A 14,001-nucleotide genomic window follows, 5' to 3' on the forward strand; every position below is an offset into this window, starting at 1 on the left:
GGCTGTGGTCACCCTATGAGGTGGCTACCTCGTCATTGCAAGCGGCAGCGACGGCGGTCTGGCGCAGATGGGCTTGCGTGCCGAAGTCGCCTCTCGGGGAAGCGGCTTCGACGCCGACGTCCCCCCGCCGGTGGGGCCTTGGATGGCCGACAGCCGAGCGTTGCTGACGGCTTGGTGGCAACCGCAATGGGCGCACCGGAACAGTGCACCGCCAGACAATTGAACCAAGGAGCCCGTTCCTGAGGATGAGGTCGCCTTGCATTTGCCACACTCCATAGTCAGGGCGAGGATGCGCTCCACATCGCCCGACGAGGCATAAATCGCTTCAAAGGAGCGGATAACGAAGGATGCTGACGTGGGCATCGCTGCTCCTGAACAGGGGGGGCTGAAACGCAGCATCTCCGCCGGAGCGTGATGGGGCTGTAGTGACGGACCACCTCCTCTCCGCAGCGGATGCCCCGGCTCCCTGGCTCTGGCGCCCCCGAGCCTGCTCACCGGCTTCGGACCGGCCCTTGATTCGTCGAGGGGTCAAGGGACACCGGTCCGCTGCAAGGCGGGTGAGGAAAGAGTTCCGGTGGCTTCCGTCTGCAGCCAGTGACAGAAGGCGTCTGTTGCGCTTTTACGACGTGCGGCGAGCGGGCGGACCGCCCAGAACGCATACGCATTAGGCAGGCTGCCGTCGAAGGGCCTAACAAGCCGTCCTCGCCGCAGATCTTCTTCTACCAGGGGAGCCAATCCCAACGCAACGCCGTGCCCGTTGACCGCTGCCTCCTGGGCTAGATAGATACTGGGAAACAAGGGGCCGGCGTTAGCGGATACGCCCTGCAAGGCAGCCGCCTGCAGCCACGCCGCCCAATCGGGAACGCCCGGACGTCCTTCAGCGCTTTGATCATGGATGAACGCGACATCGGCGAGATCGGCGGGCGATGCAATCGGCTTGCCATCCTTCCGTGACGTGCCCGGGGCGCACACCGGAAACACCGGGGCGTCCATCAACTTCTCGACCTGCACGCCCGGGTATGTCCCCAGGCCGTATCGGATCGCGACATCAACTTGGTCCTGGCCAACGTCGACCAGCTGATCGGTCGTCAAAAGCCGAACGTGGATATCCGGGTGGGCGTCGTGGAACCGATGAAGCCGGGGCGCCAGCCACTTCGCGGCGAAAGACTCCATGGTGCTGACGCGCAGGTGGCCGGGTTCAGCCGGTGCGGCTCGGTCCAGTGCGAGATCGAGCATCCCGAAAATCTCAGTGAGCGACGCCGCAAGGGCGGCGCCCTGCGGGGTGAGCGTCACCGTACGATGGCCACGCTCGAAGAGCTCGGTGCCCAGGTGGGCCTCGAGGCGTTTGACCTGGTGGCTCACCGCGGCCGGTGTGACAAAGAGCTGGGTGGCCGCCTTCTGGAAGCTCAAGGAACGTGCAGCGGCCTGAAACGCTCTCAACGCAGTGAGGGGAGGGGCGTGGCGCGGCTTCATCAGGGGGTTCCTGCCAGCACGGATGGCCGATCTTATCAGGTTAGTTTTACTAATCTGAAGGTCAAATCTTCTCGTTTGTCGGCGTCTGTCCGTCCGTCAATCATGGCGGCCTCCATTCAAAGGGTAGCCGACATGCATCTGAAACCGCTGGGTCCGGACGTGTTCTTGTGCGTCGGCGAGGACCACCAATCCGTTGCAACCGTGTTCCTCGATGGCAATGACGCGCTGCTGGTGGATGCACTCGGAAGTGCGGCCGACGCGGCTGCGTTGCGCGTGCTGATCTGCGACGAGCTGGGGAAAACGGTGCGCGTCATCGTCGCCACCCATTTCATGAGCGACCACATCGCGGGGCTCTCGACCTTCCCCGATGCCATGGTCATCGCGCACCGCAACTACCGCCACACCTTCCTGTCACAGAACCGCCGTGTCGACGCGTTTTACTGCGAGCCGCAGGTGGTGTTCGACAGCGCGATGCGCATCCGCTGGGGCCGCCATGAGCTACGCCTGCTGCACAATCCCGGCAAGACGATGGATCACATCAGCGTGGATGTTCCCACCGCCGACTTGGTCTGCGTGGGCGACAACATCGTGGGCAACATCGTCTACCTCTCAAAGGCCGATCCGGTCCAGATTCGAACGGCCATTGGTCGGGTGAAGCAGTTCGGGCGCGGCACTGTCATCGGTGGGCACATGGGCCGCTTTGACGCCGCCGTGCTCGACAACGCACTGCACTACCTGGACCGGATCCGCCAGAACGTGGTGGCGATACGCGCGCAAGGCGAGGGTGCATCGCTGGCGTCCCGGTTGGCCACCCTTCGGATCGGGGATTGCCTGGCGCCCGGCGTCGAGGCAAGCGCGTTCGAAACGGCGTGGCATCTGCACAACCTGGAGGCCATCGAATCCCAGGGCATCTTTGAGCTGGACACCTACCTGGCCCGTTCGGCGGATGTCGCATGAGCGGCGACGTGACAGATGGCGCACGCATGGGCCGTCGCGTCTTTCTTTCCGGCCTCGCCGCTGGCGCCACGGCCGCGCTGTTGCCGGTCTCCCACGCCGTCGCACGGCCAGCGTCGGACGACCTGCGGATTCAGCGCCTTGCCTGGGCGGGCATTCGCCTGCAGCTGCCAGGCTCAACCTTGCTGATCGACCCCCTGACCAATGCTGCGGAGTGGGGCAGGGCACTGCCGGACGTCCTGGTTCCCGTTGAGGGCGGGGTGGGCGACACGACGGTCTTGCTGACGCACGTCCACTCGGACCACTTCGACGCCGGTGCGGTGGTCCAGGCGCTGCGGAACGGCGGTAGCTTGATTTACCCCGAGGGGACCCATCCGCTTCCCGTCCCTGGAGGCGCCCGGGCACGTCCCGCAACGCTTTGGGAGCCGCAGTTGCTAGGTGACTTCACCGCCACGGCGGTGCCCGCCTCGGACGGATACGGCGATACTCAGGTGTCCTGGGTAGTGTCGGCCGCGGGCCGGCGGGTATTCCATGGGGGAGACACGATGTGGCACGGCCACTGGTGGAAGATCGGCCGTCAGCTCGGACCCTTCGATGTGGCGTTCCTGCCGATCAACGGCGCCACGTTCGGATGGCGCAAGCCTGYCAGCGGACAGCCGGGCGTTCTGACGCCCGAGCAGGCCATCGCCGCCGCAACCGTCCTGGGCGCGCGGCTTCTCGTCCCAATCCACTACGGCATATCGGGGGTTGATGAGTATCAGGAAGTAGACGATCCTCTGGGCGCTCTGGTCAGGGTGGCGCGGGGAACTGCCATCGACGTCCAGTCAGTGCAGCCGGGGGCGTGGGTGACGTGGAGGTGAGGTCTTGCTGAAGCGTCAAAGCGCTACGCCAGAAGCATTAACCGTCACGGGAACTTGTATGAAGAAACTTGCCTTCGCCGTTTTCCTTGCTTCCATGTTTGTCTCTCCTCTCTCAAATGCGACGGAGGATTCAGCCCCGTCCCGACCCTCTCTGGACGCGCTGCAGCGCATCATTGAGTCCCGCAGTCCGGAGACAAAGGTCGCTAAGCCCGACCATGATCGGATCACTGCACAGCGCATCGATATCGTCGATGAGAACGGGGTCATCCGCATGACCCTTTCAGGCCGGACGCCGGCGCCGATCATCGATGGGATCCAATACCGCCGGGCGTTCAACGTCGCCGGGCTGGTGCTTTACGACGACAAGGGCAGCGAGCGGGGCGGCTTCGGAACCGCCGACGTGGCCGGGGGGATGGCCGTTCTGGCCTTGGATCACCCGGCGATGGATGCCATCGGCTGGCGCGTCTCGCCGGACGGCGAGGTGGCGTTCTCGATCAACCAAGCACCGCCGCTGCTGCGTGAGCCTGCCCTCGACAACCGCTTGGTTCCCGGGGTTAAAACGTCCACGCGCATCCGAATGGTGGTGGGTGCAGACGGTGCCCCTGCGATCGCATTGAACGACAAAGCGGACAAGACACGCCTGCGGCTGACCGTAACCGAAGAGGGGTACGGCGCCATCGAGTTCCTCAATGCAAAAGGGGAGGTAATTCACACGCTGGCGCCAGAGGCGGAAACGGGACTGGCGAGGGTGCAATAGGCTCCGAAGCGCAGCCGGTGTCCAGAATGAACTTTGCCTGGTGGGCAAGCCATGCTGGTTGACACTGTGACGCCCGAGGCTGGCCTCCTGCATGGAATTCCGACGCATTGGAATGAGAGGCCAGCAGCGTTTGGCAGCCTGTCTGCCTAATCTCAACCCCAAATTGGAGATCAAGCCATGAGCACACGCTGGAGCTACCTGACTGTTCAAATCGAAACGAATCCGATAGGCGAACCGAAGGGCGCTCCGAGACGAAGTGAATCGGCAAGGGCGGCCGCGCTCGGAACTGAACGACGCGGTCCACCTGCCGTCGGCGCCGGCGGTGCGGATTCTCAAGAAGGAGGTGCGAGATGCGCGCGCTGACACGTTGGGGCATGGGCATGATGCTGCTTTTCACCGCCACGCTCGCCCAAGCTGCGCCGCCGGCACAGACCGCTGCCGCCCTGCTCGATCATCTTCAGGCCGGTGAGGCTACCGCGGCCGAGGCGATGTTCACTCCAGAGATGGCAAAGGCCGTGCCGGCGGCGCAGCTGCAGGCCCTGTGGCAATCGTTCGGCGCGCTGCAAGATCGCGGCGCGGCACAGGTCACTGCGCGCGGCGAGGTGAGCGTGGTGACACAGCGGCTGAGGTTTGCGGTGGGCGACATCGACACGCAAGTAGCGGTAGATGCCGGCGGCCGCGTTGCCGGCCTGAACTTCAAACCGGCGACCGCACAAGCGCCGCCAGCGCCCCCAGTGCCAGCTGATGCAAGTTTCCAAGAGCTGCCTTTCGACGTGGTGTCTGACAAGGGCGCCCTACCGGGCACGCTGGCCCTGCCCAAGGGCAAAGGGCCGTTCCGCGCGGTAGTGCTGGTGCACGGGTCCGGTCCACAGGACCGCGATGAAACGATTGGACCGAATCGTCCGTTCTTGGACGTAGCGCGCGGCTTGGCCGCCCACGGGATCGCGGTGCTGCGCTACGAAAAGCGTACCAAGGCACGGCCGCAGGAGTTCAGCGGCAACGACTACACGATGGACGATGAAACCACCAACGATGCCGTCGCCGCCGTCGCCGGCCTGGCCAAGGCCCCGGGCATCGACGCGCACCACGTCTATGTGATGGGGCACAGTCAGGGCGGCATGCTGGCGCCCCGCATTGCGCAGCGCTCGGGCAAGGTGGCGGGGCTGGTCCTGTGGTCAGCGCCGGCCCGCTCGCTGCTGACCGTGTTGCCGGAACAGAACCGCTACCTCTTGGGCCTGGATGGGAGCATCAGCGCCGACGACCAGGCCATCCTGGACAAACTGGACGGGCAGATCGCCGCCGCACGGGGCACGGCACCGGTTGCTGCCAAGGACCTGCCACTGGGCGTGCCGGCGAGTTACTGGCGCGCGTTCGAGAACATTGATCCGGTCGCCGACGCCAAGGCCTCAGCACTGCCCATTTTGCTGCTCCAAGGCGGCCGTGACTTCCAAGTCGTGGATACGGACTGGCAGCTGTGGCAACACGGCTTGGCTCGCCAGCGCCAAGTCAGCTTCAAACACTATCCGGCGGTGAACCACCTGGGCGTCGCCGGCCAAGGCCCGGGTTCGCTGCAGGAATACAACACGCCCGGCAACGTCCTTCCGCAGCTTGTGGACGACGTGGCACAGTGGATTGAGGCACAGCGATGAAGGTTTGGACGGCGATGGTCGCGGATTGGGCCGTAGCCCGCCCACCTGCATAGCGGCTGCTGTGGTTGGTGGGTCCCGATGCTGTGCGTAGCGGTGATGCTTGCCGCTGGCATGCAATCGACGCAGCGCCCGCCATGGCCTCAGCTTCGCCTTGCCATTCTTGGTGCTGGTGACGGCGGGGTGGATCTGGGCGGGGCTGCAGCTTGCCCGGCTTCCAGTCCGGGCAATATCTGAGCGACCGGAGCAAGGCGTGCTGCTTGGTCACCGATACCGGCCGCGCGCTTACATTCGGCTGCGAGATGGCAGCGCTCTGTCGCTTTCGCCCTCTCTTTGTCCCCTCCCTCTTCCTACCCACGTCTTGCGTCTCTCTTGCATCCGGTCAATGAATGAGTCAGCAAGTTAGGTGGTGCACGGATGATCTCGACGTAAACTGGCTTGCAGTTGACTCTGAGCGGTCCGTGGCAGGAGAGACACGGGTAAATTCGTTTCAGGCGGGGAGGCATCGGGAAGAGGCCGACCCATCACGGCAATAGAAGATCCAACAATTGATACAACCTCGTGTCGAGCTCAGCGCGATTCGATTTCTTGGCTACGGCGCCAGTGGGCACCCGCAGTTCAGGGTCAGGCTCTCGGAAAGCGGGCGGGGCGCCCTTCGCAGTTTTTCCATGAATCGCGCGGGCACGTGGATCCATTTGGATTTGGACGGCGCTCGTCTGACATCGGCCTTTATTGGTCCCGCGATGGATCTGCAGGAATTCACTGCTAGCGTCGATCGGCCTGAGCTGGCGGCCAAACTCCACGCAATCGCGCAAGGGCTGGTAGCCCTTCCATGGCTGGTTTTGTGGGCATAAAAGTGCGTGGAACTTACTCTCTGGCGGGCCCCCTCATTTAAGGTGCTGTATCGCCTGCGCGTTCTGCAATGGGGCGAACTTGTTGGACGAGGGTAAGCAGTGTCTTGCCCGGCTCTTCAATCATGACCTCGTGAGCAGACTGTTCAAACCAGATGATCTGCTTCTCGGGAGCGGCGAGCTTGTCGGCCCATTCGGCGGCCAGTTCCGAAGACACGTTGTGGTCATGACGGCCCAAGAACAGAAACACGGGTGTGTCGATGCGACGCACCGATGACATGTCCAGGGATAAGACCTCCGACAGCAAGTGCTCCATCGAGAAGTCGTTGCCGTTCCAGATGGCCGCGACGTCGGCATCCGAATACTCCGGGGAGAGCTTTATCGCTGCAGCTTCCGCATCGCCGCCACGGCGGTTGTGAACCATGCCCCCGTAGTGGTTGAGCCACTTGCGCTGTTTGAAGAGGCTCTGCAAGGGAACCGGCGCGGCGCCTTGCGCATACGGGGCTAGCTCTTGGAGCTCGGCTACTGCTTTCGCGTTTCCGTCCTCCTTGGCTTGGTGAAGGGTCCACGCCCACCCGCGCCGCTCGCTCTCCGGGGCGTTGGATATCTGTCCGATGCCGATGTAGGCATGCAGCCAATTGGGATGGCGTTGCGCGACCTCCAGGCCGAGGTAGCTGCCCCAAGAGTGGCCCAGCAGGAAGATCTTCTCCTTTCCGAACTCCCGCCGCAGCCATGCAACCATCTCCTCCGCATCGGCGACCATCTGTTCGCGCGTCATGGAGGGTGCTATCACGGACGGTTCGTTAGCGGCGTAGGTCTTGCCAGCGCCGCGCTGGTCCCACTGGACGACCGTGAAATACTCTTCCCAGCCGCGTTGAAAATACCAACTGGTGGGCATCGATACCCAGCCCGGCCCGCCGTGGAGCATGAGAAGCACTGGATTGCGACGATTCGACCCACGGATCGATACCCACTGATCGATGCCGCCGATGCGGACCTTCTCCAGCCGCTCCACGCCGTCGTCCGCAACCACTCGGCGGATCTCCGCGACCACTTTTACGGCATCGCTACGGCTTTCAGGCCAAGAGGCGGCGGACGAGTCGAAAATCGCAAGCCCGGCAGCTGTCAGAGTGAGGAGCCAGAGGATTCGATTGCTCATTGGAATGGAAGAGCATGAGGGAACAGGTGCGAGTATTGTGACGCAATGGCTGCCGCCATAGAAGCAGTAGCCGAACGGGGTTTTTTTCGCTGGGTCACCTTGGTCAGGTGGGTGAACTGAGTAGCATCTCCGCCGTTGGCCGGTTGAAGCCGACGACGCGCTGACCTATGTGGTCACTAGCCAGGGTTAGCGGTACTCAGTTGCGATCCGTTGACGTGTAAGTTCCAAATCGGACTTTCACGCTTCCGTCGACCACATTGACCACGCCAATTTCCTGCGGGCCGAATTYGACCACTGCCGGCCAGGAGTGGCGGAAGCCGATCGGCCATGCGGGCGGCCTCACTGTCTTCCAATTGACACCGCCATCCTCGCTTGCGCTCACTTCGTTGGAGCAGGAGGTGACAAACATGGTGCCGCTTTGGGTGGTCATGACGTGGGGGCCACAGCGCTGGTCCGCCAGCGGAGTGCCCAGGCCTGCCGGCCAAGTGTGGCCATCGGCGGAAGTCTTGTAGGAAACCGGACACTGCGGGTCATCCCCGCAGGTCTCAAGCACCATCAGGTAACCTCCGTCCGGACGCCGCGCCATCACAGGCATGCCAGGCCGGAGCAGACCGCCACCGGGTTGGTTGGCGATCGTCACCGCCTTGCTCCAGGTGCGCCCTCCGTCGCGGGACAGTTGCTGCGATACCACCTGGTTATAGGAGGGCTGCTCGTCCGCCCGGGTTTCGTCGGCGTAGACCACCGATAAGGTGCCATCTTCCAGGTACGTGAACACCGGCTCCCACACCCCCCGGTCCTTGCGACCGGCAGGGGATTCGTTGCGTGTGATGGTGCTGAGGAACCGCCAGCTGCGCCCCTGGTCGTCGCTGGCATACACGTTCAATCGGTAAGACACGCCATCGATGAGCGAGCGCATCGCCAGCAGAACGCGACCTTCGGGCAGGACCATCAGCTCGCCGTTGTCGAGCTTTCGCTTGGGCTCTTCCACCCGGGAGAGCGGCGCCCACGTGCGGGCTTTGTCGTCGCTGACAGAGAGCTGCAGCGTGGTGGTCTCGCCACCGGGATAGCGCGTCGTCACCGCCAGCCAGCGTCCGTCGGGCAGGCGTGCCAGGCGGCCCCAGCCCGCATTCTCCGCATCGACCGTGGCCGTATCGGTCCAGGTCACCTCGGCCGCCAGCGAAGGGAGCGCCACGGCTGTCAGCACGGCCAGCATCAGGGTGCGCAGGGGAAGCATCAGTTGCATGTCCATCACCAGTAAGTTGCGTACAGGGCCACCAGGATCGCCAGTACCGCAAGCGAGGCGACGTTGAATGACGGGGAGGTGGCATAGCCCACGTCATCGGTACGGATGCGGTCGCGGTCGCCACTGGCGCGGGTAGCCAGCGCAACACCGACCCCAAGCAGCAGGGTCGCCAAGAACACCACGCCCATGCGGTCCAGGAATGGCAGCGACGGCCACAGCAGCTTGAACACCAGCGATAGCAAGAACGAACCCACTGCGGCGGCCAGCGCGCCGGCCTCATTGGCGCGCTTCCAGAACAGACCCAGCAGGAAGATCACCACGATGCCGGGCGTGAAGAAGCCGGTGAACTCCTGGATGTATTGGAAGCCCTGGTCGAACCCGCCCAGCAATGGGCGTGCGGTCATCACCGCGACGATGATGGCGATGGAGGCGGCAATGCGGCCCACCCGCACCAGCTTCGCCTGCGAGGCGTCCGGCGCGCGCTTGGCGTAGAAATCCAGGGTGAAAATGGTCGCCACCGAATTGATCTTCGAGGCCAGCGACGCGACGATTGCCGCCACCAGCGCCGCGAAGACCAGCCCGAGGATGCCACTGGGCAACAGGGCCAGCATGGTGGGGTAGGCGGCGTCGGGTCGCTCCAGATCCGGCGCCAGCATCACCGCGGCAATGCCGGGCAGAACCACGATGGCCGGGATCAGCAGCTTGAGGGAGGCGGCGAACACCACCCCTTTCTGGGCCTCGCGCAGGTTCTTGGCCGCCAGTGCCCGCTGGATGATGTACTGGTTGAAGCCCCAATAGCTGAGATTGGCGATCCACATGCCGCCCAGCAACACCGAGAGGCCCGGCAGGTCCTTGTAGAACGGGTTGTCCTTGCTCAGGATCATCTCGAACCGCTCCGGGTGCTGCTGCCAGAGGTGCATGAAACCGTCGCTGACGCTGCCATCACCGATTTTGCTTAGTGTGATCACGGTTACCAGTAGGCCCCCCAGCACCAGCAGGCACACCTGCACGATATCGGTCAGCGCCACCGCCTTCAGGCCGCCGTACAGCTGGTAAGCCAGCGCGAACGCGCCGAGCAGCACCAGTGCAACATCCTGGTTGAGGCCAGCAACACCGGCAATGGCAATCGAACCCAACCACAGGATCGAGGTGAGGTTGACGGACACATACAGGCCCAGCCAGAACACCGCCATGAGGGTGCGGATGCGGTTGCCGTAACGCTCTTGCAGGAACTGCGGCATGGTGGTTATGCCATTGCGCAGGAAAATCGGCAGGAACCATTTGCCGACGATCAGTAGGGTGATCGCGGCCATCCACTCATACGACGCGATGGCCAGGCCGATCGCATAGCCCGAACCGGACATGCCGATGATTTGTTCGGCCGAGATGTTGGCTGCGATCAGCGAGGCGCCGATGGCCCACCACGGCAGGCTGCGGCTGGCCAGGAAGTAGTCCTGCGCAGACTTCTGCTGGCCGGCTTTCTCGCGCGATACCCACTGTGCAAGGATGAAAATGCCCGCCAGGTAGGCCAGCACGATGCTGATATCAAGGGTGGAAAGGCTCATGGAATCTCCGCGGAAGTCCCACGCGGTGCGCGGGGCGGCAAGCTGGTGGGGTCGCCGGCGAACCGGGCTTCGGGAAGGCCGGCGATACCGGCGTTTTCGATGGAGAGCAGGTGCCCGGCAAGGGGGTCAACTGCACGCGCGGCGGCATCCAGCCCCTCGTGCGCACTGGTGATGAACAGCGTGCGGTGTCCAGGCCCACCGAAGGCCGGGCGAGTCGGTTGGCTGACCGGCGTGGCAATCGAGCGATCCTCGGTACCGTCGGGCAGGTAACGCACCACGCGTGCATCGCCCCACCGGGCGTTCCAGAGGCCGCCTTCGGCATCGACGGTGCTGCCGTCGGGCTCGCCGGGTTCGGCCTGCAGGTCAACGAACAGCTGCGCCGGCCCGAGCGTCTTGCCGTAATCACATCGCAGGATCTGCTTCTGTAGCGAATCACAGAAGTACATCGTGTCGCCTGAGGGGCTGAAGGTAATACTGTTGGAAATGGCGGCCGGCGGCAGCGGCAGGGTTTCCAAAGTAAGGTCCGCATTGAGGCGGAGGAACGGTGCTACCGCCTGCTTTGGGCCTTCGGCGGGCTCATGCAGCATGCCGAACACGAATCTGCCTTGACGGTCGCAAGCGCCATCATTGGCACGCGTATCGGTGGTTGCCAACCCACGCAGGTCCTGCAGGTCGCGGAATTCATTGCGTTCGGGGTGGAAGAACGCCAGCCGGGAGGCAAGGGCGAGCAGCAGCCAACCGTCCGCTTCGCACAGCGCCATCGCGGCCAGACGCTCCGGCATCGGCCAGCGGGTGATTGCCCCGTCCTGTGGACGGTAGCGCCACAACTTCGACTGCTGGATGTCGGTCCAGTACACCGCCTGCTCGCGGTCGCACCACAGCACGCCTTCGCCCAGGGTGTTTCCCGAGGGAACCGCCACGCTCATCGCGGCGGTCACACCCAGCCTCCGTCCACGATGAAGTCCTGGCCGGTGCACATGCGGCTGTCGTCGGCGGCCAGGAACAGTGCGGCACGGGCAAGATCGTCCGCACGCAGGTAGCCCGGCAGGCATTGCGAGCGCCGCAGCTGCGCTTCACCCTCCGCATCCAGCCACAGCCGCTGCTGTTTCTCGGTGATCACCCAGCCGGGGACCAGCGCGTTGATGCGGATACGGTCCTGGCCCAGCTCGCGGGCCAGCCCGTTCACCAGCCCGTGTACCGCGGATTTGGCCATGGCGTACAGCGGGTAACCACTGTTCTTGATCATCCAGCCGGTCGACCCCAGACAGATGATCGAGCCACCGCCCAGCGACCGCATGTCCGGCGACACGGCCTGGATCGCGAAGTACTGGTGGCGCAGATTGACCGCCACGCTGCGCTCGAAATCGGCCACGCCGGTGTCGGCCAAGGCATGGCGTGCGTCGTTGGCCGCGTTGTTGATGAGCACTGAAAACGGCCCCACCAAGCCACGGGCCTCGGCGACCGTGGCTCGGAAGGCCTCGATATCCGTGATGTCGCAGCGCAGGTAATGCGGTACCGGCTCAACGTCACGCAGCTCATCGAGCAGTGCTTGGGCGCCGCTGTCATCGATGTCCAAGAACGCCACCTTTGCGCCCTGCCGGGCGAAATGCTCCACAAAACCGGCACCAATGCCGGTAGCGCCRCCGGTGATCAATACCGCGCGGCCCTTTAAACTGGGGTAATGGGTCATGGTCTTCACCGCGCTCACCACTCGGCCACGCTGCCATCGGCATGGCGCCAGATCGGGTTGCGCCAGCGGTGGCCTTCAGCGGCTCGCTCGTCGACGTAAACCTGGTTGATCTCGATGCCCAGGCCGGGGCCATTGGGAATCTTGACGAACCCCTCGTTGTAATCGAAGGGCGAGCGGTCAACCAGGTAATCGAGCAGGTCGTTGCTGGCGTTGTAGTGGATGCCCAGGCTCTGCTCCTGGATAAAGGCGTTGTAGCAGACCGCATCCAGCTGAAGATTGGCGGCCAGAGCAATCGGGCCGAGGGGACAGTGCAGGGCGATGGCAACGTCATACGCTTCTGCCATAGCTGCGATCTTGCGGGTTTCGGTAATGCCGCCCGAATGCGAGGGGTCAGGCTGCAGGATGTCCACGCCGCCCGCCTGCAGCACCCGCTTGAAATCGTACCTGGAGTACAGGCGCTCCCCCAGTGCGATCGGGGCGGGGGAGAGGGCCGCCAGTTCCGGAATCGCCTCCAAGTGTTCGGACAACACCGGTTCTTCGATGAACATCAGACCAAACGGCGACAGCTCACGCATGAGCACCTTCGCCATCGGCTTGTGCACGCGGCCGTGGAAGTCCACGGCCAGGCCGATATCGGGGCCGACCGCATCGCGCACGGCCTGTACGTTTTCCAGCACCCGCGTGACCTTGTCATGGGTGTCGACGATCTGCATTTCTTCGGTGCCATTCATCTTCACCGCAGTGAAACCGCGTGCCACCGCTTCGCTGGCCGCACGTGCGGTATCGGCCGGGCGGTCACCGCCGATCCACGAATACACGCGGATGCGGTCGCGCACGGGGCCGCCCAGCAGGGCGTGCACGGGAACGCCTAGCGCCTTGCCATGGATGTCCCACAGCGCTTGGTCGATGCCGGCCAGCGCGCTCATCAGGATCGGGCCGCCACGGTAGAATCCGCCGCGATAGAGCACGTTCCAGTGGTCTTCGATGTGCCGGGGATCCTTGCCGATCAGGTAATCGGAAAGCTCTTCCACCGCAGCGGCCACGGTATGCGCGCGGCCCTCTACGATTGGCTCGCCCCAGCCGATGATGCCGGCATCGGTTTCGATCCGGACAAACAGCCAGCGCGGGGGCACCAGGTAGGTGGTGATGGCAGTGATCTTCATGCATGGGGGTCCGTGTTGGTGCTGCTCCAAGCGTCGATGAACGCGCGCGCGCGGCGCGCCACTTCTGCTGGCGGGGTCTTGGGGGCGTACAGGGCCGAGCCGATGCCGAACCCGGCCGCGCCCGCTTGGCGGTAGGCCGCCATGCGTTCGGGGGTGATGCCGCCCACGGGCAGCAGCGCGGTGCCGGCGGGCAGTACGCTGGACCAGGCTTTCAGCACAGGCGGCGGCAACTGCTCGGCAGGGAACAGCTTCAATGCATCAGCACCGGCACGCAATGCGGCGAACGCCTCGGTGGGCGTGGCCACGCCGGGGGTGCAGCGCATGMCCTTGGCGTGCGCGGCAGCGATGACCTCAACGTCGGCATGCGGCATCACGATGATGCGGCCGCCTGCATTGGCCACGTCATCCACTTGGGCGGTGGTGAGCACGGTGCCCGCCCCGACCAGGCAGCGGTCACCGAGCTGCCTGGCCAGCAATTCGATGCTCTCCAGTGGCTGTGGAGAGTTCAGCGGCACTTCCAGGATATGAAACCCGGCATCGGCAAGTGCGGCACCGACGGCGGGCGCCTCCTGCGGGGTGAGTCCGCGCAGGATGGCAACCAATGGGAGGGGTTGCATCCAGGCGGTGCTCATGGGAAATC

The 14,001-nt window shown here is 64.2% G+C and carries 12 protein-coding genes; 4 read left to right on the top strand and 8 right to left on the bottom strand.

Annotated elements, in window-relative coordinates; translation table 11 throughout:
- Positions 1 to 528: 528 nt before the first annotated feature.
- The gene (gene gcvA / locus AC1DR7_RS09760; protein ID WP_478052299.1) at positions 529 to 1,473 is read right to left on the bottom strand and encodes a transcriptional regulator GcvA; all 945 of its coding nucleotides are present in this window, start codon (positions 1,471 to 1,473) and stop codon (positions 529 to 531) included.
- Here gcvA and AC1DR7_RS09765 point away from each other — a divergent pair.
- The 4 genes from AC1DR7_RS09765 to AC1DR7_RS09780 all read left to right on the top strand — a co-directional run bounded on the left by AC1DR7_RS09765 (position 1,459) and on the right by AC1DR7_RS09780 (position 5,693).
- Positions 1,459 to 2,430 (top strand): MBL fold metallo-hydrolase, encoded by a 972-nt coding sequence (locus tag AC1DR7_RS09765; RefSeq protein ID WP_457319641.1) that lies wholly within the window; start codon positions 1,459 to 1,461, stop codon positions 2,428 to 2,430. The two genes, gcvA and AC1DR7_RS09765, sit on opposite strands and share 15 nt — an antisense overlap.
- A complete protein-coding gene (locus tag AC1DR7_RS09770; RefSeq protein WP_478076466.1) occupies positions 2,427 to 3,287 on the top strand; it encodes an MBL fold metallo-hydrolase in 861 nt (286 codons plus the stop codon). Before AC1DR7_RS09765 ends, AC1DR7_RS09770 begins: the two co-directional genes overlap by 4 nt.
- Before the next feature lie 58 nt (positions 3,288 to 3,345).
- Positions 3,346 to 4,044: a hypothetical protein gene (locus AC1DR7_RS09775; protein ID WP_152153247.1), complete on the top strand. Its 699-nt coding sequence runs from the start codon at positions 3,346 to 3,348 to the stop codon at positions 4,042 to 4,044.
- 350 nt (positions 4,045 to 4,394) lie between these two features.
- A complete protein-coding gene (locus AC1DR7_RS09780; protein ID WP_457319643.1) occupies positions 4,395 to 5,693 on the top strand; it encodes an alpha/beta hydrolase in 1,299 nt (432 codons plus the stop codon).
- An 888-nt stretch (positions 5,694 to 6,581) separates the two neighbouring features.
- Here AC1DR7_RS09780 and AC1DR7_RS09785 read toward each other — a convergent pair.
- From AC1DR7_RS09785 to AC1DR7_RS09815, 7 genes are all read right to left on the bottom strand, one after another.
- Positions 6,582 to 7,700, bottom strand: coding sequence for an alpha/beta fold hydrolase (locus AC1DR7_RS09785; RefSeq protein WP_478076467.1), 1,119 nt, complete (start codon positions 7,698 to 7,700; stop codon positions 6,582 to 6,584).
- Positions 7,701 to 7,896: 196 nt separating this feature from the next.
- Complete coding sequence (locus tag AC1DR7_RS09790; protein WP_478076468.1) at positions 7,897 to 8,943, bottom strand: sialidase family protein; 1,047 nt, start codon at positions 8,941 to 8,943, stop codon at positions 7,897 to 7,899.
- A 5-nt stretch (positions 8,944 to 8,948) separates the two neighbouring features.
- Positions 8,949 to 10,508: a sodium/sugar symporter gene (locus AC1DR7_RS09795; protein WP_478051981.1), complete on the bottom strand. Its 1,560-nt coding sequence runs from the start codon at positions 10,506 to 10,508 to the stop codon at positions 8,949 to 8,951.
- Positions 10,505 to 11,446 carry an SMP-30/gluconolactonase/LRE family protein gene (locus tag AC1DR7_RS09800; RefSeq protein WP_457320986.1) on the bottom strand — a complete coding sequence of 314 codons (942 nt, stop codon included), beginning with the start codon at positions 11,444 to 11,446 and terminating at the stop codon, positions 10,505 to 10,507. Before AC1DR7_RS09800 ends, AC1DR7_RS09795 begins: the two co-directional genes overlap by 4 nt.
- On the bottom strand, positions 11,443 to 12,198 hold the full coding sequence (locus tag AC1DR7_RS09805) for an SDR family NAD(P)-dependent oxidoreductase (RefSeq protein ID WP_478051982.1): 756 nt from the start codon (positions 12,196 to 12,198) through the stop codon (positions 11,443 to 11,445). The genes AC1DR7_RS09800 and AC1DR7_RS09805 overlap by 4 nt, the downstream gene beginning before the upstream one ends.
- Positions 12,199 to 12,212: 14 nt before the next feature.
- Positions 12,213 to 13,361, bottom strand: coding sequence for a galactonate dehydratase (gene dgoD / locus AC1DR7_RS09810; RefSeq protein WP_159496169.1), 1,149 nt, complete (start codon positions 13,359 to 13,361; stop codon positions 12,213 to 12,215).
- A complete protein-coding gene (locus AC1DR7_RS09815; protein WP_478076469.1) occupies positions 13,358 to 13,993 on the bottom strand; it encodes a 2-dehydro-3-deoxy-6-phosphogalactonate aldolase in 636 nt (211 codons plus the stop codon). The genes dgoD and AC1DR7_RS09815 overlap by 4 nt, the downstream gene beginning before the upstream one ends.
- Positions 13,994 to 14,001 lie beyond the last annotated feature (8 nt).

The sequence above is a fragment of the Stenotrophomonas sp. P5_A9 genome, assembly GCF_056400525.1.